The organism is Limnohabitans sp. T6-5, assembly GCF_003063315.1.
In the GTDB taxonomy this organism is placed as follows: Bacteria; Pseudomonadota; Gammaproteobacteria; order Burkholderiales; family Burkholderiaceae_C; genus Limnohabitans_A.
Map to the genome: position 1 here is coordinate 887,619 of NZ_NERV01000002.1, position 19,674 is coordinate 907,292.

General features: G+C 53.8%; 21 protein-coding genes. 4 read left to right on the forward strand and 17 right to left on the reverse strand.

Annotation, left to right across the window (positions count from 1 at the left end):
* Position 1 precedes the first annotated feature (1 nt).
* On the reverse strand, positions 2-715 hold the full coding sequence (locus tag B9Z51_RS09955; protein WP_108374135.1) for a hypothetical protein: 714 nt from the start codon (positions 713-715) through the stop codon (positions 2-4).
* Positions 666-1,409, reverse strand: coding sequence for an SURF1 family protein (locus B9Z51_RS09960; RefSeq protein WP_108374137.1), 744 nt, complete (start codon positions 1,407-1,409; stop codon positions 666-668). The genes B9Z51_RS09955 and B9Z51_RS09960 overlap by 50 nt, the downstream gene beginning before the upstream one ends.
* Before the next feature lie 15 nt (positions 1,410-1,424).
* On the opposite strand from B9Z51_RS09960, the gene B9Z51_RS09965 reads away from it, so the two are divergent.
* Positions 1,425-1,658 carry a twin transmembrane helix small protein gene (locus B9Z51_RS09965; protein ID WP_108374139.1) on the forward strand — a complete coding sequence of 78 codons (234 nt, stop codon included), beginning with the start codon at positions 1,425-1,427 and terminating at the stop codon, positions 1,656-1,658.
* 65 nt (positions 1,659-1,723) lie between these two features.
* On the opposite strand, the gene B9Z51_RS09970 is transcribed toward B9Z51_RS09965, so the two are convergent.
* From B9Z51_RS09970 to B9Z51_RS10000, 8 genes are all read right to left on the reverse strand, one after another.
* Complete coding sequence (locus tag B9Z51_RS09970; protein ID WP_108374141.1) at positions 1,724-2,605, reverse strand: cytochrome c oxidase subunit 3; 882 nt, start codon at positions 2,603-2,605, stop codon at positions 1,724-1,726.
* Between the two features lie 42 nt (positions 2,606-2,647).
* The gene (locus B9Z51_RS09975; protein WP_108374143.1) at positions 2,648-2,872 is read right to left on the reverse strand and encodes a DUF2970 domain-containing protein; all 225 of its coding nucleotides are present in this window, start codon (positions 2,870-2,872) and stop codon (positions 2,648-2,650) included.
* Entirely contained in the window at positions 2,869-3,483 is a 615-nt protein-coding gene (locus tag B9Z51_RS09980) for a cytochrome c oxidase assembly protein (protein WP_108374145.1), read from the reverse strand. The genes B9Z51_RS09975 and B9Z51_RS09980 overlap by 4 nt, the downstream gene beginning before the upstream one ends.
* Positions 3,484-3,493: 10 nt before the next feature.
* Positions 3,494-3,604 carry a cytochrome oxidase small assembly protein gene (locus B9Z51_RS18815; protein ID WP_233254941.1) on the reverse strand — a complete coding sequence of 37 codons (111 nt, stop codon included), beginning with the start codon at positions 3,602-3,604 and terminating at the stop codon, positions 3,494-3,496.
* 19 nt (positions 3,605-3,623) lie between these two features.
* A complete protein-coding gene (gene ctaD / locus B9Z51_RS09985; protein WP_108374147.1) occupies positions 3,624-5,240 on the reverse strand; it encodes a cytochrome c oxidase subunit I in 1,617 nt (538 codons plus the stop codon).
* 34 nt (positions 5,241-5,274) lie between these two features.
* Complete coding sequence (gene coxB, locus B9Z51_RS09990) at positions 5,275-6,447, reverse strand: cytochrome c oxidase subunit II (RefSeq protein ID WP_108374149.1); 1,173 nt, start codon at positions 6,445-6,447, stop codon at positions 5,275-5,277.
* 78 nt (positions 6,448-6,525) lie between these two features.
* A complete protein-coding gene (locus tag B9Z51_RS09995) occupies positions 6,526-7,002 on the reverse strand; it encodes a DUF2244 domain-containing protein (RefSeq protein WP_108374151.1) in 477 nt (158 codons plus the stop codon).
* Positions 7,003-7,097: 95 nt separating this feature from the next.
* A complete protein-coding gene (locus B9Z51_RS10000; protein ID WP_108374153.1) occupies positions 7,098-8,015 on the reverse strand; it encodes a biotin synthase in 918 nt (305 codons plus the stop codon).
* A 101-nt stretch (positions 8,016-8,116) separates the two neighbouring features.
* On the opposite strand from B9Z51_RS10000, the gene B9Z51_RS10005 reads away from it, so the two are divergent.
* The gene (locus B9Z51_RS10005) at positions 8,117-8,875 is read left to right on the forward strand and encodes a ComF family protein (protein WP_108374155.1); all 759 of its coding nucleotides are present in this window, start codon (positions 8,117-8,119) and stop codon (positions 8,873-8,875) included.
* Between the two features lie 46 nt (positions 8,876-8,921).
* Positions 8,922-9,416 carry a tRNA (uridine(34)/cytosine(34)/5-carboxymethylaminomethyluridine(34)-2'-O)-methyltransferase TrmL gene (trmL, locus tag B9Z51_RS10010; protein ID WP_108374158.1) on the forward strand — a complete coding sequence of 165 codons (495 nt, stop codon included), beginning with the start codon at positions 8,922-8,924 and terminating at the stop codon, positions 9,414-9,416.
* On the opposite strand, the gene B9Z51_RS10015 is transcribed toward trmL, so the two are convergent.
* Positions 9,407-9,862, reverse strand: a complete 456-nt coding sequence (locus B9Z51_RS10015) for a MaoC family dehydratase (RefSeq protein ID WP_108374933.1) — start codon at positions 9,860-9,862, stop codon at positions 9,407-9,409. The two genes, trmL and B9Z51_RS10015, sit on opposite strands and share 10 nt — an antisense overlap.
* A 774-nt stretch (positions 9,863-10,636) precedes the next feature.
* Here B9Z51_RS10015 and B9Z51_RS10025 point away from each other — a divergent pair.
* A complete protein-coding gene (locus B9Z51_RS10025; protein WP_108374935.1) occupies positions 10,637-13,246 on the forward strand; it encodes a cation-translocating P-type ATPase in 2,610 nt (869 codons plus the stop codon).
* A 42-nt stretch (positions 13,247-13,288) separates the two neighbouring features.
* Here the strand turns inward: B9Z51_RS10025 and B9Z51_RS10030 are convergent, their stop codons facing one another.
* The 6 genes from B9Z51_RS10030 to pstB form a co-directional block, all read right to left on the reverse strand.
* Positions 13,289-14,737, reverse strand: a complete 1,449-nt coding sequence (locus tag B9Z51_RS10030) for a coniferyl aldehyde dehydrogenase (RefSeq protein ID WP_108374937.1) — start codon at positions 14,735-14,737, stop codon at positions 13,289-13,291.
* Between the two features lie 106 nt (positions 14,738-14,843).
* The gene (locus B9Z51_RS10035) at positions 14,844-15,728 is read right to left on the reverse strand and encodes a sterol desaturase family protein (protein ID WP_108374160.1); all 885 of its coding nucleotides are present in this window, start codon (positions 15,726-15,728) and stop codon (positions 14,844-14,846) included.
* A 399-nt stretch (positions 15,729-16,127) separates the two neighbouring features.
* Positions 16,128-17,456: a phosphate regulon sensor histidine kinase PhoR gene (gene phoR, locus B9Z51_RS10040; RefSeq protein ID WP_108374162.1), complete on the reverse strand. Its 1,329-nt coding sequence runs from the start codon at positions 17,454-17,456 to the stop codon at positions 16,128-16,130.
* Positions 17,457-17,469: 13 nt separating this feature from the next.
* Positions 17,470-18,165: a phosphate regulon transcriptional regulator PhoB gene (gene phoB / locus B9Z51_RS10045; protein ID WP_108374164.1), complete on the reverse strand. Its 696-nt coding sequence runs from the start codon at positions 18,163-18,165 to the stop codon at positions 17,470-17,472.
* Positions 18,162-18,860 carry a phosphate signaling complex protein PhoU gene (gene phoU / locus B9Z51_RS10050; RefSeq protein ID WP_108374166.1) on the reverse strand — a complete coding sequence of 233 codons (699 nt, stop codon included), beginning with the start codon at positions 18,858-18,860 and terminating at the stop codon, positions 18,162-18,164. The genes phoB and phoU overlap by 4 nt, the downstream gene beginning before the upstream one ends.
* 14 nt (positions 18,861-18,874) lie before the next feature.
* A complete protein-coding gene (gene pstB / locus B9Z51_RS10055; protein WP_108374168.1) occupies positions 18,875-19,654 on the reverse strand; it encodes a phosphate ABC transporter ATP-binding protein PstB in 780 nt (259 codons plus the stop codon).
* Positions 19,655-19,674: the final 20 nt, after the last annotated feature.

Genomic DNA, 19,674 nt, shown 5'->3' on the forward strand with positions numbered 1-19,674 from the left:
TTCAACGCCCTGGCTGGTCCCACGATGCAGAAGCACGCAGCAATCGCTCCAAATCCTTTTTGGCTTTGGTGGCACTGGGCACATCCATGTTGGCGGGGAAACGCATCATAAAATTACCCATCGGGTCAATGACATACAGATGATCTTCTAATTGATAGCCTTGTGAAGGACTCAACCAAGACCGCAATATAGATGCCTCTAGTCTAAGCACATAAGCTTGATTCAAAGCGGGCAACAAACTGTCTGACACTGACGCTTTATCAGTCACTAGCAATACGCGATCTACCCGATCTTTATCCTTTCCCAGCACCTCTCGCAATTGACGCTGGAAATACAGGTTTTGCTGACAGCGTTCAGCACAATGGCCCGCTGCCACGGTGACAAGTAGCCACTGCCCCTTCAAGCTGTTCAATGCTACGGATTGACCCTTCAAATCAGTTGCATGGACTTGTGGCATGTCTTTTTGTGGCGATATAAGTTCACCATAGTTACGACGACCATCGGGTCGCACAACGTAATAAGTGAAATATGACGCAATCACCGGTGATGCACAAATCAGCATCAAAACGACCATTTTCCATCTGCCCATGCGAGTGCGCAGCTCATCTGCGTGCGCGACCTCATCGGGATGAGGCAAAGAGTGAACCGTCATGCCAAGAGGCATATCAGACAACTTTTTTTGATCTTCGAGGTTGGACAATTTGAAACCAGACATAAAGTAAAGCGATCAGGACACTGAGCCCAAACCATTGAAAAGCATAACCTTGGTGCTTTTCAGCACCGTTGACTGGTGCAGGCCAATCACGCAGCAACCCTTCTGATGCAGGACCATCTTGCAACAAGCTGACTTCCAGCAGGGGCAATGCTGATTGCAGCTTGTATTGAGCGAAGTCGAGATTTTGCCGTATCTGCCCCACCTCCTCTCCGCCAAAGTCATACAGCCGCGAAGGCCATGGGGCCAAATGCCCTTGAATACGGACTTCCTCATTGGGTGTTGCAATGTTTGGCAATGCCGCTCTATCGCTGAATGAACGTGGCGCCCAGCCTCTTTGGACCAAAATGACTACGTCACTTTGTAAAAGTTTGAAGGGGGTCATGACAAAAAATCCAGGACGGCCGTGCATTTGTCGATTTTCGAGGTAGACCGTATGCTTATTCAGCCAGTGTCCTTGGATCTGGAATTTCCGGTAAATCATTCCTCGCCTGTTGTCCACTGAGTCGGAGGCACTGCCAAGACTCAGGCCATCCAACGGCGCCAGTGCTGCTTGCTGCTGCTTGGACTCTTGTAAAGCTACCTTCTGTGCACCCCGACCCAGCTGCCATATGCCCAAATAAACAGTTATAGCCATCCCTAATATGGACAGGATCAAGATCAGCACACGCTGCCAAAGCGCTGTTCGCTCACTCATTGGATAATGTGCCTCATGAAAATACTGGTTGTCATTGCTTTTGTCGCCATTTTGGCAAGTTTGGCTTCGGCCTTGATCTACATGATGCGCAGTGGCGCACCGCGAAATGATGGCGAATCGCCACCCAAACGCAACATGGCTACAGCCCTCGCTTTTCGCGTCGGTCTGTCCATTTTGCTCTTTGTAGGTGTGCTCATCTCCTGGAAGATGGGCTGGATACACCCCACAGGCATCCCATCTGGTGCTTGAACACAACAGTCGAGCCATCAATAAAAAAGCGCCTTACGGCGCTTTTTTATTGACATGCTGATGCATTACATCCAGTAAACCAGAATGTACAGGCCCAGCCAAACCACGTCAACAAAGTGCCAATACCAAGCAGCACCTTCAAAGCCGAAATGACGCTCAGGCGTGAAGTGCCCTTTTTGCAAACGCAATGTGATGACCAACAGCATCAGCATACCGACGAACACGTGGAAGCCGTGGAAGCCTGTCAACATGTAAAAGGTTGAACCGTAGACACCTGAGGACAATTTTAAGTTCATGTCGCTCCAGGCATGTGCATATTCATAGCCTTGCACGAACAAGAATACGATACCCAGCAAAACGGTCATCCACATGAATTTGATGGTCTTGGTGCGATCACCATGCTGCATGGCATGGTGAGCAATTGTCAAGGTCACACCCGAGGTCAACAACAATGCGGTGTTGATGGTTGGCAGCCAGAACGGTGTCATGGTCTGGAAGGGCTCGATGATGCCTGCAGGTGAAGTGGTCGCACCAGCAGCCAGTGTGGGCCACACCGCTTTGAAATCAGGCCAGAGTAAGGCGTTGTCAAGGCTACCGAGGGCCGGCACCGAGTGCGTACGGGCCCACCACAAGGCCGTAAAAAATGCACCAAAGAACATCACCTCGGAGAAGATGAACCAAGTCATGCTCCAGCGGTAAGACAAATCGATTTTGCGACCATATTGACCGCCTTCACTTTCAGAGATGGACTCCTTGAACCACTGATACAGAACGGTTAACCACCAAATCAAACCGAAGAAAAGGGAATACATACCCCAGCCTGCACCATTGATCCATTGGCCTGCGCCCAGAATCACGAAGAACAAACCAATGGCAGCCATCACCGGATGGCGCGACTCATGGGGGACAAAGTAATAAGGCGTAGTGCCGTGCGCTGCTGAACTCATGGTGACTCCTGCTCTCTTTTCTTTCGAAATCAAATCTTGGGGTTACAGACCCGTGGGCTGGCCCACGACCCAATTGACCAAGGCAATCAGCCCCAGTACAAACAACAAAGCTGCTGCAATCCCCACACCCAATATGTGAAATGGATTGAGCTTCTCGATATCTTGCTGATAATCCGCAGTTTTGCGAATACCAATGAATGACCACAACACCGCTTGAACAGTGCGGATCAGGGAACCTTTGCGCTCAGGCAACACCGGGCCAGTCATGAGCCGACACCCTGTTTTTTCAACATGGATTGCGCAGCTACAGGTGCCGAAGGTGTTTTACCCCCCACCTCAAAAAACGTGTAGGACAGTGTGATGGTCTTCACATCTTTTGACAATTTGGGATCAATCACAAAAGCCACAGGCCATCTCTTTTTCTCTCCAGGCTCCAACGTGTACTGGTTAAAGCAAAAACATTCGAGCTTGTTGAAATGGCTGGCCGCTTGATGGGGTGCGTAGCTTGGAATGGCCTGCGCCGACATGCGTCGATTCTGGACGTTCTGAAACTCGTACATGACCGTATTCAATTCACCAGGATGAACCTGAATTGAACGTGTTTCTGGTTTGAATTCCCAAGGACCACGAACATTCGCATCAAATTCAACCATGATGGTACGAGACTTATCAACCTGCGTATTGGCAGGCTGATTGGCTCCCACTCCTGCAGTGCCATTGCCGGGCACCAAGCGTTCTGAAATTGTCAGAATATTGATGCCCGTCACTTCACAAATGTGCTTGTAAATTGGAATCAATGCATAGCCAAAACCGAACATGGCTGCTGTGACCACTGTCAGTTTGCCAACCATCTTCAAGTTTTCACCACGCACGTTCATGCCGGATCTTTCAGCGACTGAGCAAAACAAGCTTGGCGACAAATCCGACCAAAATGGCAAGTGCCACCGAAGCCAAAATCAAGCCTAAGCGAACATTGCTTTTCTTTTGTTCGGGTGTCATCGCCATGTGGTGCTCCGAATCAACCAATCACGCGGGTTGCGCTTGCATCCAGCTTGGGTGGGTTTTCAAATGTATGGAAAGGTGCTGGCGAAGGAACTTCCCACTCCAGGCCCTCTGCTGCTTCCCAAGGCTTTTGAACTGCTTTTTCGCCTTGACCACGCATGGTTGGCAACACCACGAACAAGAAGAAGTACACCTGAGCAAAACCGAAGAAGAAGGCACCGACCGAAGCAACCATGTTGAAGTCAGTGAACTGCATGGGGTAATCAGCATAACGACGTGGCATGCCAGCCAGACCCAGAAAGTGCATAGGGAAGAAAGTGACGTTGAAGGAAATCAGCGACCACCAGAAATGTACTTTGCCACGTGTTTCGTTGTACATCACGCCCGTCCACTTGGGTGACCAATAGTAGTAGCCAGCAAACAGGGCGAACAAAGAGCCCGCCACCAGCACATAGTGGAAGTGGGCGACGACGTAGTATGTATCTTGCAGCTGAATGTCGATTGGGGCCATGGCCAGAATCAGACCGGTGAAACCACCCATGGTGAATACGAAGATGAAGCCCACAGCAAACAGCATGGGGGTTTCAAATGTCATGGAACCGCGCCACATGGTGGCGATCCAGTTGAAGATTTTCACCGCGGTAGGCACGGCAATCAGCATCGTGGCGTACATGAAAAACAATTGACCTGTCACTGGCATTCCGGTCGTAAACATGTGGTGAGCCCACACGATGAACGACAAAATAGCGATGGACGATGTGGCATACACCATGGAGGCATAGCCAAACAATTTCTTGCGGGCGAAAGCAGGCACAATTTGGCTGATGATGCCGAAGGCCGGCAAAATCATGATGTACACCTCAGGGTGACCGAAGAACCAGAAGATGTGCTGGTACATAACTGGATCACCACCGCCAGCGGGGTTGAAGAAGCTGGTACCAAAGTGACGGTCTGTCAGCGTCATTGTGATTGCACCAGCCAAAACAGGCATGACGGCAATCAGCAGGTAAGCAGTGATCAGCCAAGTCCAGGCGAACATGGGCATCTTCATCAAGGTCATGCCCGGAGCGCGCATGTTCAGGATGGTCACGATGATGTTGATCGAACCCATGATGGACGAAGCACCCAGGATGTGCATGGCAAAAATACCAGCGTCCATCGAAGGCCCCATTTGCAAGGTCAGCGGAGCATAAAGCGTCCAGCCCGCAGCAGGTGCCCCACCAGGCATGAAGAATGAACCCACCAGCATTGCTGCAGCAGGAATCATCAGCCAGAAGCTGAAGTTGTTCATGCGTGCAAAAGCCATGTCTGAAGCACCGACTTGCAAGGGCAGCATCCAGTTCGCAAAGCCCACGAAGGCCGGCATGATCGCACCGAACACCATGATGATGCCGTGCATGGTGGTGAACTGATTGAACAACTCAGGGTTGACCACTTGCAGACCTGGCTGAAAAAGTTCAGCTCGAATCAGCAAGGCCAAAACGCCTCCCACCATCAACATGGCGAAGCTGAACAGCAGGTACAGGGTACCAATGTCTTTGTGGTTGGTGGCATAAACCCAGCGACGCCAGCCCGCAGGAGCGTGACCGTGATCGTCATGGGCGTGATCGTGATGGTCTAGAACGGCACTCATCTTGACTTCCTCTATTTTGAATTACGGTACTGACTTACTTGCGGGCTGCCAAAACTTCAGCAGGCTGGACGATTTGGCCGGTCTTGTTGGACCAGTTGTTTTTGGTGTAAGTAATCACCGCAGCGATTTCAGTGTCTGACAACTGCTTCCAAGCGGGCATGGCGCCGTTGTTTTGACCCTTCAGCAAAACAGCGATTTGTTTGGACTTATCGGCATCTTGAACAACGGCAGCGCCGTCCAGTGGCTTGATGGGACCAGCCCCTTTACCATTTGCTTGGTGACAGGCGGCACAATTGGCGGCGTAAACCTTTTCTCCACGCTTTGTCAAATCATCCAAAGCCCAAACCTTGCTTGGATCATCAGCCTTGGCTGCTTGTTTCTTTTTCTCAGCATCCACCCAAGCAGTGTAGTCCTCTGCTGACAATACTTTCACATGAATGGGCATGTAAGCATGTTCTTTGCCGCACAACTCAGCACACTGACCGTAGTAGTCACCCGTTTTTTCCGCGCGAAACCATGTGTCCCGAACAAAACCCGGAATAGCGTCTTGCTTAATGCCAAAAGCGGGCACCATAAACGCATGGATCACATCGTTAGCAGTCGTGATCACACGGATTTTTTGACCGACAGGGACGACCAATGGGTAATCCACTTTCAGTAAGTAATTGTCGCCTTCAGGCTTGCCCGCATCCGACATGGCACGCTGGGAAGAGTCAAGCGTAGAGATATAGCTCAGGCCTTCACCTTGACCCTTGAGGTAGTCATAACCCCACTTCCATTGATAACCAGTCACTTTGACAGTCAAGTCAGCGTTGGTCGTATCTTTCTGAGCCACCAGGACTTTGGTCGCAGGCAAAGCCATCAAGATCACAATCAGGAAGGGGGCCGCAGTCCAAAGAATCTCTACGGTCACTGACTCACTGAATGTTGCCGGCTTGTGGCCAACCGATTTGCGGTGCTTCCAGATGGAATAAAACATCACCGAAAACACAGCGATGAAAACAACCGTACAGATGATCAGCATCATCCAGTGCAGCCAATGTTGCTCTTCGGCAATTTTGGTCACTGGGGCCGCAAAATTAAGCTGATTGACCGATGGGCCACCCGGCAAATCTTTGACAGCGTGGGCCGCAGTGGCCAGCCATGCACCCATAAAAATGCCCGCGCGGGACAGCAGCGAAGCCAATTTGTTGGAAATGATCTTCATAGTTCTCACTAACTTCCAAGTCTCTGTTGAACCCACACCTTTGACAAAACCAGAACTCTTCTGATATGCCAACCCGCATCACGCAGTGCGCAATGCTTTTCTGATTTCTTGCGCCAGCACCTGGCGCAATTCAGGCCGTACAAAACGCCCCACCTCAATCGAACGACCCTGGCCTGACAACTCAATCAGACTGTGGTCACCAGACTTTGGCTCGACACTCACCCATTGACGCGAAAACACTGCCCGCTCTTTGCGACCAGCAGATTCACACTCCACCACCAGACTTGCGCCTTGCAGTGAAATCCACTCTCCATCCGTTGCATGACGGGCATAGGCCAAAAAGGCCAATCCAACCAATGCAAGCTCCAAACCGGCAAAAACCAGCACCAAAGTGGCTCCCTGCAACCAGAAGAACCCACCAATCCCCAAGGAAACCATGCACATTGACAGATAAAGCCAGCCCAGCTGGGATGGCGTCACCGAGCAATTACGCCGGAGCCGCCAATGTATGGCGGTGCCAGACTCCTGTGCAAAGTGGTAGAGCGAATTTGACACGCGTCAACTTTCAACAACCTAACGGGCCTTGCGGCACACCCCGAGGTTAAATTCGGGCGGATTTTACCTGAGTTACGAAGGGGTTTTGATTCAACTCAAACTTTGTCAGAGATATCCGGCCTGCCGCGCAGCATTTGACGCATTTGATCCAGGCCGATTTCGGTCTGGGGTGAAACCCTCAACCGAGGCTGAGGTTTCAGAGCATGACCATAAACGATCTCAAAACTCAAGGACAAACGTCCTCCCTCTTCAGGCTTGGCCAAAGACATCAATAACTTTAAAAGCTGCTCCCGCCAGCGCCGTCCGCGCAAACCTGCAAAGCGCTGCACATGCAGATTTCGCCCTAACTCACGCATTTCAGCCAGCAGCCGCTCTGGCGTTTCATAGGTCAAAGTGATGCGTTCCATGTCCATGACCGGTTCTGCAAATCCGGCATGCACCAGCATGTCACCCCAATCGTGCATGTCCGTGAACTCATGGGCAGGCGCTGGCCAGCCTTGCTGTGCATAGGCATCACGCAACTCCCGCAAGGTGTCAGGCCCCAGGCATGAAAACATCAGAAAACCGTCCACCGCCAAAGCTTGATGCCAGGCTTGGATAAGTTTTTGTGGATCAGCACTGGTGTGCAAGAGCATATTGGCCCAGAGCATCTGGGCCTGACCTTGTGGTGGCATGCCGACATGAACCTTGGGAGCCCACCAACTGGAAGCACGCCACCAGGCGCTCTGAATCGTTTTTTGTGCAGCCAGAGCCTGTGCCGGATGTGCACTTGCCAGCCAGACCTGAGCAGCCTTGTAACGCTCCTGTAAAGCCCGATGTGCCCGCAAACCGCCCCGCAATGGCTCCCAATGTACCCATCGCTGGGGCGTCAACTTGATGAAATCAAGCCGTTCCTGCATGCGGGCAGCCACTTCTTCGTGCAGCCATGGCGAGTCATTCCTCGGCAAAGGATGAGCAGCCCACCGAGCTGCAGCAACAGGGTCCAGGGAGGGGGGGCGTTCAGTTACAGACATGGCTAAAGGATCAAAAATTTTGAATTTGCGTCGACCCTTAGTCACTGCAGGGTGAAAACGCTGACTTGTCGGCAGGGGGTTGGCGGCAGTATATTGATTTCATGTGGGCCAAGTTGTTCAGAAAGTTGAGTTCACCGTTGGCACCGCACCGGCCTGACGGGACTTGGGGCTGGCTACCCAGTCGTTGCGCGGTGTGCCGAAGTTGGCCGCATGCGCCCTTGTGTGACCTCTGCATTAGCCGTTTTGCGCCCCCCGTCCAACGCTGCAGCACCTGCGCCCTGCCCTTGCCTGCCCTGACTGCACAATGCGGCAGTTGCATCAAATCACCACCACCACTGGACTCATGCCTGACGGCCACCGCCTACGCATGGCCCTGGATTGAACTGATTGCCAAGCTCAAATTTCAGCAACAAGCTGGCTGGGCAGGCCCTTTGGCCACGCTGATGTTGAGCGCACCCGGGGTAGAAGACGCCCTGGACGCTACTGACTGGGTCCTGCCGATTCCATTATCCCCACAACGTCTGGCTGAACGCGGCTACAACCAGGCTCTGCTGTTGGCTGACAAGCTCAGCCCTCCAAAAACCGATGCCCGGCTGCTCCTGCGCACACGCCACACACCCGCCCAACGCACGCTTCCCAGAGCGGAACGCTTGTCCAACCTCCAGGGAGCCTTTGCCGTTGAGCCCTTGCGCGCCCAAGAAATCCGGGGCAAACGGGTGGTCTTGGTGGATGACGTCATGACCAGCGGAGCGTCGTTGCACACCGCAGCGCAGGTACTGCGACAAGCAGGTGCATCACACATCAGCGCCATCGTCCTGGCGCGCACCGAAACAGACAGCACAGGCCATGGTCACGCGTAAGCCACGGTTCCTTTACCGCTGAACGCGGCAGTGCACAATACCGGCCATGTTTCACATCGTCCTTGTCGAACCCGAAATCCCCCCCAACACGGGCAACGTCATCCGACTTGCAGCCAACACCGGTTGCACGCTGCATTTGATCGAACCGCTGGGCTTTTCCATGGACGACAAACACATGCGCCGCGCAGGACTGGACTATCACGAGTACGCCTCCTTGCGCCGCCATGAAAACTGGCAAGCCTTTTTAGACACCGAACACCCCGCTGCTGATCGGATGTTTGCACTGACTACCAAAGGCAGCAAAATTGCGCACACTGTGACGTTCCGAGCTGGAGATTGGCTGGTGTTTGGCGCCGAAACCCGTGGCCTGGCGCCTGAACTAAGGGAACAATTTCCTCTGGCCCAGCGCATCAAACTGCCCATGCGCGAAGGTCAACGCAGTCTGAACCTGTCCAACGCCGTGGCCGTAACTGTGTTCGAGGCTTGGCGACAGAATCATTTTGAAGGGGCAAGCCAAGCCCCTTCAGACAATCAAGCGTAAAGACGCACCAGCGACTCCGCCACGCAAACCGGCTTGTCGCTGCCCTCACGCTCCAGCGACACGTTCCATTGCAATTGCAAACCACCGCCCTCCAGCGGAGTGGCTGATTTCAAATGCAGATGCGCACGCAAACGACTGCCCACGGGCACAGGCGCCATAAAGCGAACTTTGTTCAAGCCATAGTTGACCCCCATGCGCGCCTCGGTCACCACAATCGTTTTGTCAAAAAACTGCGACAACAAGGACAAGCTCAAAAAGCCATGGGCAATCGGCGCACCAAACGGGCCTTGCTTGGCGCGCTCAACATTGACGTGAATCCACTGATGGTCGCCGGTCGCCTGAGCAAACTGGTTGACTTGCTCCTGGGTGATCTCGACCCACTCACTCAAGGCCACATCCTGGCCCACGCAAGCGGCCAAATCGGCCAAAGTATTGAAAGTTTTCATGACCCCAAATGTAGACAGGCTGGAGGACTGCGGCTGTCCAGGCTGTGACAGCGGCCCTTGCCCTTGCCCGCCACTCAGTAATTGCAGCTGTTGTCGCATTTGTTCGAGCTGCTCGCGGTAATTGGCCGCATCACCATAGTCCACAAAGTCGTGGTAGTAAGGATGCGCTTGAAAAACACGACGCGCATGCTTGATCGGACACCAATACTGCTCGGTCAAGCCCACCACCTCCCGTCCATAAGCCATCAAGCCATTGCCATAGGAGCAATAGGCACAGTTGATCTTCTCGAGAATGTTCAAGTAGGCCAGATGTGTGCGATCAAACACAAAATAATGCGATCGCTTGACACGAGGAATCCGGTACAAGGGAAAGCACACCCATTGGTAGAGGGTGATGAACACATCCAACAACAGCATGGGCACCAGCACCGGATAGATGAACGGCACACTCAACACATGCCGCCAGTCGGCCGTCAAGACATAGCGTAAAAACCCTTCCTTGAAGCGGCGCTGCTGAGCAATCACTTCTTTTTCAAACTTCACTTTGCGCTCTTCAAAGTCAACTTGCAACTGCTCTCTGCGCTGCTGAAATTCCTGCTCAATCTGCATCTCCAGCTGGCGAATGCGCTGCAGAAATTCATTGATGTTGGTATTCATGTTCATCCTTCCACAACCACAGAGGATCGCAAGTTCATCGACAAAGCATTCAAATGGAACTGACATGCGTCAAGACATGCCTTCGTCATGCAGGGCACAGTGAGCACAAAGCACACCATGACAACGAACCACATTAACACTCTTGACGGCTTAACGACAGCCGAAGCGGCAAAGCGCTTACAGCGGAATGGCTCCAACGAAATCGCACAAGCCCGGACACGCCCAATTTGGCTTCGGTTGACCGACATGCTGCGTCAGCCCATGTTTGCGCTGCTGGTCACGGCGTCCCTTTTGTACATATTTTTAGGTGACCTGACAGAAGGTCTGACGCTGAGCGTTTTTGTTCTCGCTGTGCTGGCCTTGACCTTTTACCAGGAAGGCAAATCGGAAAAATCCATCCAGGCACTGCGCCAGTTGACCCAGGCTCAAGCCAAGGTGGTTCGGTCTGGCCAGACCATGCATATTCCCGCACGGGAGGTCGTGGTCGGGGACTGGTTGCTGCTGTCCGAGGGTGACCGGATTGCCGCCGATGGACGATTGCTCAACGCCAACAATCTGCAAATCGACGAATCACTGCTCACCGGCGAATCGGTGCCCGTGAACAAGCAAGCCGCAACGCTCAACACCGAATCCGAAAACGACGGCGACACCGTGCATGCGGGCACCTTCATTGTGCGCGGCCAAGGCCTGGCCCACGTCACCGCCACCGGCAACCGTAGCCAAGTCGGTCGCATTGGTCAATCCCTCAGTGAACTGATGACCGAAACCACGCCATTGCAACAACAAACCGCACGCCTGGTGAAAGTGTTGGCCAGCATCGTCATCGTCTTGTGCGTGACCATGGTGCTCACGCTGGGCTGGCGCACAGGGCAGTGGTTGCCAGCCATACTGTCGAGCATTGCGTTGGCCATGGCCACCTTGCCTGAAGAATACGCAGTGGTGCTCACCATCTTTCCGGCACTGGGCGCCCATCGGTTGACACACGCAGGCGTTCTGACACGGCGCATCAACGCCATCGAAACCCTGGGGGCCATCAGCGTTTTGTGCACCGACAAAACCGGGACATTGACGCAAAACCGCATGACCGTGACCGCATTGGCTGTGAAAACAAACAACTCGACCAGCAACGGGACCATCCTCACCTGGCACCCTGGTCTATCTGTGCTTGCCGAAGACTTTCATGCCTTGGTGGAACACGCCATTCTGGCCAGCGCCCCAACCCCCTTTGACCCCATGGAATCCGCATTCCATGCACTCGGTCAAGCACATTTAGCGAGTACCGAACACCTTCATGCCGACTGGTCACTGGTACAAACCTACGCCTTGAGCCCCGAGCTGAAGGCCATGTCGCACGTATGGCAAATGAACGAGGGACCCGAGCGAACCGTGTCTGCCAAAGGCGCACCTGAAGCGGTGATGGACTTATGCCATATGGATGCGCCTGCCCGCTTGGCCTGGTCACATCAGGTAGACCTCATGGCTGCCCAAGGCTTGCGCATGCTGGCTGTAGCGCAGAGTCGATTTTTAGGTGATGACTGGCCGGATAGCGCCCACGAATTCAACTTCGAATGGTTGGGTCTAATTGGTTTGACCGACCCTTTGCGCCACGAAATCCCTCAAGCCGTGGCCGAATGCCAAACGGCTGGCATCCGCGTCATCATGATCACCGGAGATTACCCAGCCACAGCCAAAGTGATTGCCCGCCAAGCCGGACTGCCCGAGGGCGAGACGCTGACTGGCGACACCCTCGACGCCATGAGTGACACGCAATTGCAAGCCATGCTGTCCCGCACTACGGTTTGCGCACGCATCTCGCCCCACCAAAAACTGCGCATCGTGCAGGCCCTGCAGGCCACAGGCGAAGTGGTCGCCATGACGGGTGACGGAGTAAACGATGCCCCAGCCCTGAAAGCGGCCCATGTGGGCATCGCCATGGGCGCCCGCGGCACCGACGTGGCCCGCGAAGCCGCTGATCTGGTGCTGGTAGACGACAACTTTGCCTCCATCGTGCGCGGTATCCGGGTGGGACGACGCATCTTCAGCAACTTGCAAAAGTCAATGCGTTACATCTTTGCCATCCACATCCCGATTGCAGGCATCGCCCTCATTCCCATGATCATGGGCTGGCCACCCCTGCTGCTGCCCCTGCATGTGGCCCTGCTCGAAATGGTGATCGACCCCTCCTGCTCCATTGCATTTGAAAACGAACCGGCCGATGCCTCCGTGATGCAATGCCCGCCACGCGACACCGCAGCCCCTTTATTTGGCGCTGGCGCCATCGCCTTGGCAATGGGCCAAGGGCTGTGCGTGCTGACCAGTGTGGCGCTGACTGACGTCCTGGGCACCCAAGGCTGGAGTACGGGCTTTGCGTTGGGTTCCTGGACTGCGGACCTGGGATGGCCCCCTCAAAGCGCAACACACACCCGTGCCATGGTCTTCATCACCCTGGTGATCGGCAATGCAGCCCTGATTTTGGCCAATCGCGCCAAGGCGGGGGAGTTCTGGACCAGCTTGCGCATCCCCAACCCCACCGCTTACGCCGTCATGGGCTTGGCTTTGGGCTTTTTGATGCTGGCCATTTATTGGCCCTGGCTGGCCAAGCCACTGCAATTTGCACCCTTGACACCCTTGCCGGTGGTGATGGCCATGGGTTCAGGTCTGCTGAGTCTGTTCAGCGCAACCCTTTTGCAATGGGCATTTGCGAAATTCACACCAAACCGGACCTGAAGGTTTGCAGCGGCGCACTGACCAACCAGATGGCCACCTCCGTCACCCCTTGAACTTGATCAAAAGCTGCATGATTTTCAAGGCTTTGCCTTTATAGGGCGGCTGAAACAGCATCTGGATCGCCGAAAAAGGCCCTTGGTAAAACACCGGCCGGAGTTTGGAGAAGGTGTTGAACCCCTCCCGTGCGTGGTAATGCCCCATTCCACTGGGGCCGACGCCGCCAAACGGCAAGTCGTGCTGCGCCACATGCAACAAGGCCTCATTGACCGACACGCCGCCAGACATGACCCGCGTGATATAGAAATTCTGCAAGGCTTTATCTTGGGTGAAAGGATAAATCGCCAGAGGCCGGTCATGCGCATTGATGTAGTCCGCCACTTCCTGTTTGTCGCGGTAAGTGCGAATCGGCAATATGGGGCCAAAAATTTCACGCTGCGACAAGATCATTTCGGGCGTTGGATTGATCACCAGATGGGGGGCCATTTTGCGCAGCTGGGGATCGGGCGTTTGCTCGGGCGTCAAGTTGATAAGTCTTGCACCTTTGGCCTGCGCATCCTCAAGCGTCCGGGCCAAACGGTCATAAGCGCGCTGATCAATGATGGAGGTGTAATCATTGCCATTGATATCCGGGAAGCGCTCTGCCACCAAACGTCGGCAGTGGGCAACAAACTCTTCAGTCGCCCCCTCGGGAATGAAAACATAGTCCACATTGGTGCAAATTTGCCCCGCATTGAACATCTTCACCCACATGATGCGTTCTGCCGCCTTCTGGATCGAAAAATCAGGTCCCACAATGGCTGGCGCTTTACCACCAAGCTCCAGCGTTACCGGGGTCAAATTCCGGGCAGCATTGGCCATGACAGACCGTCCGGTCGCCCCCGAGCCCGTGAAGAGCAAATGGTCAAAAGCAATGGAAGAAAAGCCCGGGCCACGGCCACCCGCATCATCAAAAAATTTCAGCTTGTCTTGCGGAAAATAACGTGGACTGATTTGCATCAGCGCTTGCGCCAGATGCCTGGAATTCTCCGACATCTTGACCATGGCGCGATTGCCGGCGGCAAAGATGGCCGCCAAAGGGCAAATACTCAAATTCAAAGGAAAGTTCCAGGGAACGATCACACCCACAACTCCCAAGGGTTGGGGAATCACCCGGTTTGATGCACCCGGGTACAGCATCACATCAATGTGTCGACGCTGGGGTTTCATCCATTGCTTCAGATTCTTTTGAGCGTCCTTGATGGTTTCAAGCACCACAAAGAACTCAGCAAACAAAGTCTCAAACTCAGAACGGTTGCCATAGTCTTTACAGATGGCCGCCACCAAAACATCGCGGTTTTCCTTGATCATCCGACCCAAGGACTTCAAATCTGCAATGCGTTGTGCGTAACTGGGTGCGGGCTGAGCCAGGTACGCCGCCTTTTGCTGCAAAAAACAATCGTTGAAATCGCCGGGGCTCTGCACGGCGTCGGCAGAAGGATCCAATAAATTCATGCCTGACATCCTTCATCCAAAAACAAAGCGGGCCTGTGCATTGTTCAACATGCACCGATGCCCGCTTGTGATTTCACATACCGACATCACATCGGCGTGTGCTGAATCAAACTGGTGAGCTTTGGCCCTCAGGGCCCTCGTACACACTGCCACCAAATTTAAGTGCGGTGTGCTCACGCTTGGACTGCAGCATGGGGTACCACATCTGGTAGTACCAGCGTTCCTGACCAAACAACTTGTCATCAATCAGACCCACTTGCGCTGGGTAGCGGCGCGTGATGTGGGCGCTGCCAAAAATGATGTCCCACAAAAACAGCAGGTTGCCAAAATTACCTTTGTAATGTCCAACGCCATCGGCATTCGTGATGGCATGGTGCGCCCAGTGAGTGGCCGGCGTGGAGATTGTGCGCTCCAACACCCACATGATGGGATGCAGTGCACGGATACGGTACAGCGGCTCATCCCAGCGCCAGGCGCAATGGGCACCAATGATGACGAACAACTTCACCACGATATAGCCTGCATAGACCATGCCACCAAACCCGAGGTACAACAACGCACCGGCAAACCACAAGCCGGGCATCATCAGGTAATAAAAGAAATTGTTGCGGAAAGTCACTCGAATGCTCATGTACTCAGCCGAATGGTGCGCCCGGTGCAAGGGCCAAAGGAAAGAGGTGTGCGACAACCGGTGCCACCAGTACTGCGTCATGTCATCCGCCAGCAACAAGATACCAATCATGGCCCACCAAGGCAGATCGGCCAAAGCGCCTTTGTATTCAGGCGCCCACAAGGCACCCAATTTGGCAGTGACAAATATGGCCAAGGGTTGCGTGACCGCCAGCACACTCAAGAACATCAGCACTTCCAGCTTGGTGTCATCGCCCGTGGCATGCACGTTTTGTTTGTAGCGTCGACTCACAAACTCCATCATGGCAAAACCCAGGATGATGCAAATCACCAGGGCGTTTTGTATCTGCACAGCAGTCATTGATCTCTCTCCATATCTTGATGTCCAGTGACCAAGACGATAGGCACTGGAGTAGTCACGAAGATATCAAAAGAACCAACTGAGCGATATCGAGGAAATACCCTCACATTTATCAAAAATCTCAATCAATTATCGATTTTTAACAAATGGAATCAGCATTTCGTCAAGCCCCATAAAGGGTAAAACCACACGCACTCAACTTTATGATGCATAAAAAAATGCGCCATGAAATATCAACTGATTCATAAAGTGTCGTGCGGCCCTGATGCAGCAAAGGCTTACTTGGTACACATGCGGTGTGTCATGCGCCCCATTCGACTCAGTCTTTGTCGGCACTTTGACCAGGTCGTTCTCACAACGCCAACGAATCTCTTCTGTAATTCACAGGGATCTGAATCGTCACACGATCTCCAGACGACTGACAGGAAAGACCAGCATGAATGTGGAGCCTACGCCCACTTGGCTTTCAATCCGCAGCTCGCCACCGTGGCGTTGCGCCACATGTTTGGCGATGGCCAATCCCAAACCCGTCCCGCCGGTTTCACGTGATCGACTGCGGTCCACACGATAAAACCGCTCAGACAAACGGGGCAAGTGCTCTGGCGCAATGCCAGGTCCGGTATCCGTCACCGAAAAAGTCACCCAATCATTAGAACGTGACCATTTCGCACGTATCAATCCTCCCGCCGGCGTGTACCGCACCGCATTGCTCACCAGATTGGACATGGCACTCATCAACTCGGACCGAACGCCCAGCAACACCCATGGCGGCGATGGCTCAAACACCAATTCATGAACAGGGCCACGATCCTCCCCCTCTTGCCCTGACAGTACGGCGGACAAAGCTCTGGCATCAGCAAAAACTTGGGTCATCAACTCTGGCACAGCTGTTTTTTCATGCTTGCCTGGGGGCAAGCTGCCTTCGAGTTGCGACAAGGTGAGCAAATCAGCCACAAGACTTTGCATTCGATCAGCCTGAAGCGACATCAGATTCAAATAGCTTTGGCGTTCTTGTTCTTCCAAGGGGATGGACTGCAAGGTCTCCACAAAGCCACTGAGCACCGTCAGAGGTGTCCGAATTTCGTGAGATACATTGGCCACAAAATCACGCCGCATGGCATCGGCCAGAGCCACGGAGGTGATGTCACGTGTGAGCAGCAGTTGTTGGCCTTCACCAAAAGCGTGCAACTGAACTGACAATTTAACGTTTTGCGTCAAAGAGTTCGAAGGACCATCAATGATCACCTCGGTATCGTGCGTTTTTTGTGCAAAGTATCTGGAAAAAACAGGGTCGCGCACCAAATGCACCACATGCTGCAGCATGTCGCGGCGGACATCCAACCCCAGATGACTGGACGCCGTTTCGTTACACCACTCGATTCTCCCCTGCTTATCGAGCAAGGTCACACCATTGGGAGACGCCTGAATCGCCGCGAGAAAATGCTGCAAACGCTGCTGAGCAGTAGCCGCTTTTTTCTCGCGCTGAATCAGCAGCCGCTGAATGCGTCGACCGATTTCAGACCAGATGCCCTTCCAGTGAACATCTGCATGCAAATCGGCACTGGACAACCAGTGCTCCAGGCGCTGCACCTTCCACAGAAAGTTCACATGCACAAGCACCACCAAGACGAATGTCGCCAGCACAGCGACCTGTCCCCCCCCAAAAAACCAGGCAGGCACAGCGACCAGCAGCGCCCAAAAAAGTAACTCAAAAATGGGTATCAGCATTCAGGAATCAACCTCAAACCGCTGGTGATGCTGTCAGGCGATAACCTGCCCCGCGAACCGTTTCGATCATGCAGCCTGCGTCACCCAGAGATTCACGCAAACGCTTGACATGCACATCGACTGTGCGCTCTTCAATGTACACATGATCACCCCATATTTTGTCGAGCAGCATACCCCTGGTGTGCACACGCTCAGGGTGACGCATCAGGTATTGCAAGAGCTTGAACTCGGTGGGCCCCACTTTCAAGGGCTTATCCTGCCAGCTCACACGGTAAGTGTCAGCGTCCAGCTGCAACTCCGCCACTTTGACCAAACCACCTGCAGACTCGGGTACACGCCTGCGCAGCACTGCACGAATTCGAGCCAGCAATTCCCGGGGAGAAAACGGCTTGACAATGTAATCATCTGCACCGGCATCCAATCCAGCCACACGATCAGCTTCATCACCACGCGCCGTCAACATCAAGATGGGCACCGTCTTGGTTCGGGTCGCAGCACGCCATCGGCGCGCCAACGTCAGACCACTTTCGCCGGGCAGCATCCAGTCCAGCAAAATCACGTCGGGCAGGATTTCATCCAGCTCACGCTGAGCAGACTCGGCATCCATGGCCCAGACCGGTTGAAAGCCGTTGTGACGCAAATTGACCGAGATCAGCTCAGCGATCGGCGGCTCATCTTCCACAATCAGGATTCGGGGCAGGCTTCTCATTTCACCGCTTTTTCAATGTCAGTCAGCGCCGTGTGGCGCACATCAGAACCTTTGACCACATAGATGACAAATTCGGCAATGTTCTTGGCATGGTCTCCAATGCGTTCGATGGCTTTGGCGACAAACAGCAAGTCCAAACTGGCCGAGATGGTGCGCGGATCTTCCATCATGTAAGTCACCAGCTTGCGCACGAAACCATTGAACTCGGCATCGATCAAGTCATCTTCTTTGAGAATGCTCAGTGCAGTGTTCACATCCAGGCGCGCAAACGCATCCAGCGCCTTGCGCAATAAACCAGACGCCAAATCCGATGCAATGCGCAGCTCGGAGGATGGCAAATTGCGGGGACTGCCTTGCTCCAGAATTTGCTTGACCATGCGGGCGATGCGCTCTGCTTCATCGCCTGCACGCTCCAGGTTGCCCGTGATCTTCGAAATCGCCATCAACAAACGCAAATCACGGGCCGTGGGTTGACGGCGCGCAATGATGGATGCCAGCTCCGCGTCAATCTCCACCTCCAGGGTGTTGACTTGCCTTTCTGAGGCAATCACCTGATCAGCCACCTCGGAGCTGAACTGGGCCAGAGCATAGACCGCATGCCGGGTCTGGGATTCGACCAGTCCTCCCAATTCCAACACGCGCGAAGACACGCTGGTCAGGTCGGCATCAAATTGACTTGAAATATGTTTTTCCATGTGGCTTCTCCCAATCAGCCGAAACGGCCGGTGATGTAGTCTTCGGTTTCCTGGCGGGCGGGTTTCATGAAGATCTGCTCGGTTTGTCCAAATTCGACCAACTCGCCCAGGTACATATAAGCCGTGAAGTCCGACACGCGTGCAGCCTGCTGCATGTTGTGGGTCACGATGGCCACGGTGTGGTCTTTCTTCAACTCACTGACCAGCTCTTCCACCTTGGCGGTCGAGATCGGGTCCAGCGCCGAAGTTGGCTCGTCCAGCAAGATGACCAAAGGCTTCACCGCTACTGTGCGCGCAATGCACAAACGTTGCTGCTGACCGCCCGACAGGGACAGTCCGCTTTGCCCCAACTTGTCTTTGACCTCGCTCCAGATGGCCGCTTTGGTCAACGCCCATTCGACGCGCTCGTCCATGTCTGCACGGCTGAGGTTTTCATACAAGCGAATGCCGAATGCAATGTTGTCGTAGATCGACATGGGAAACGGTGTCGGCTTCTGAAACACCATGCCCACACGGGCGCGCAGCAAATTCAGGTCTTGCTTGGACTCCAGCACGTTTTGGCCATAGAAATTGATCTCGCCCTCGGCACGCTGACCGGGGTACAGGCTGTACATGCGGTTGAGCGTGCGCAGCAAGGTAGACTTGCCGCAACCCGATGGGCCGATGAAGGCCGTGACCTTGTTTTCGGCGATGTCGAGGTTGACATTTTTCAGGCCCTTGAAAGACCCGTAAAAGAAATTGAGGTTACGAATTTCAATCGCATTTTTCAAAATTGTTTGTTGTGTAGATGGCATTGGTTATGTCCCGTGCATTC

Coding starts and splice junctions, on each gene's coding strand:
- B9Z51_RS09955 (WP_108374135.1), bottom strand. CDS start 715: ATGTCTGGTTTCAAATTGTCCAACCTCGAAGATCAAAAAAAGTTGTCT.
- B9Z51_RS09960 (WP_108374137.1), bottom strand. CDS start 1,409: ATGAGTGAGCGAACAGCGCTTTGGCAGCGTGTGCTGATCTTGATCCTG.
- B9Z51_RS09965 (WP_108374139.1), top strand. CDS start 1,425: ATGAAAATACTGGTTGTCATTGCTTTTGTCGCCATTTTGGCAAGTTTG.
- B9Z51_RS09970 (WP_108374141.1), bottom strand. CDS start 2,605: ATGAGTTCAGCAGCGCACGGCACTACGCCTTATTACTTTGTCCCCCAT.
- B9Z51_RS09975 (WP_108374143.1), bottom strand. CDS start 2,872: ATGACTGGCCCGGTGTTGCCTGAGCGCAAAGGTTCCCTGATCCGCACT.
- B9Z51_RS09980 (WP_108374145.1), bottom strand. CDS start 3,483: ATGAACGTGCGTGGTGAAAACTTGAAGATGGTTGGCAAACTGACAGTG.
- B9Z51_RS18815 (WP_233254941.1), bottom strand. CDS start 3,604: ATGACACCCGAACAAAAGAAAAGCAATGTTCGCTTAGGCTTGATTTTG.
- ctaD (WP_108374147.1), bottom strand. CDS start 5,240: ATGAGTGCCGTTCTAGACCATCACGATCACGCCCATGACGATCACGGT.
- coxB (WP_108374149.1), bottom strand. CDS start 6,447: ATGAAGATCATTTCCAACAAATTGGCTTCGCTGCTGTCCCGCGCGGGC.
- B9Z51_RS10000 (WP_108374153.1), bottom strand. CDS start 8,015: ATGTCTGTAACTGAACGCCCCCCCTCCCTGGACCCTGTTGCTGCAGCT.
- B9Z51_RS10005 (WP_108374155.1), top strand. CDS start 8,117: ATGTGGGCCAAGTTGTTCAGAAAGTTGAGTTCACCGTTGGCACCGCAC.
- trmL (WP_108374158.1), top strand. CDS start 8,922: ATGTTTCACATCGTCCTTGTCGAACCCGAAATCCCCCCCAACACGGGC.
- B9Z51_RS10015 (WP_108374933.1), bottom strand. CDS start 9,862: ATGAAAACTTTCAATACTTTGGCCGATTTGGCCGCTTGCGTGGGCCAG.
- B9Z51_RS10025 (WP_108374935.1), top strand. CDS start 10,637: ATGACAACGAACCACATTAACACTCTTGACGGCTTAACGACAGCCGAA.
- B9Z51_RS10030 (WP_108374937.1), bottom strand. CDS start 14,737: ATGAATTTATTGGATCCTTCTGCCGACGCCGTGCAGAGCCCCGGCGAT.
- B9Z51_RS10035 (WP_108374160.1), bottom strand. CDS start 15,728: ATGACTGCTGTGCAGATACAAAACGCCCTGGTGATTTGCATCATCCTG.
- phoR (WP_108374162.1), bottom strand. CDS start 17,456: ATGCTGATACCCATTTTTGAGTTACTTTTTTGGGCGCTGCTGGTCGCT.
- phoB (WP_108374164.1), bottom strand. CDS start 18,165: ATGAGAAGCCTGCCCCGAATCCTGATTGTGGAAGATGAGCCGCCGATC.
- phoU (WP_108374166.1), bottom strand. CDS start 18,860: ATGGAAAAACATATTTCAAGTCAATTTGATGCCGACCTGACCAGCGTG.
- pstB (WP_108374168.1), bottom strand. CDS start 19,654: ATGCCATCTACACAACAAACAATTTTGAAAAATGCGATTGAAATTCGT.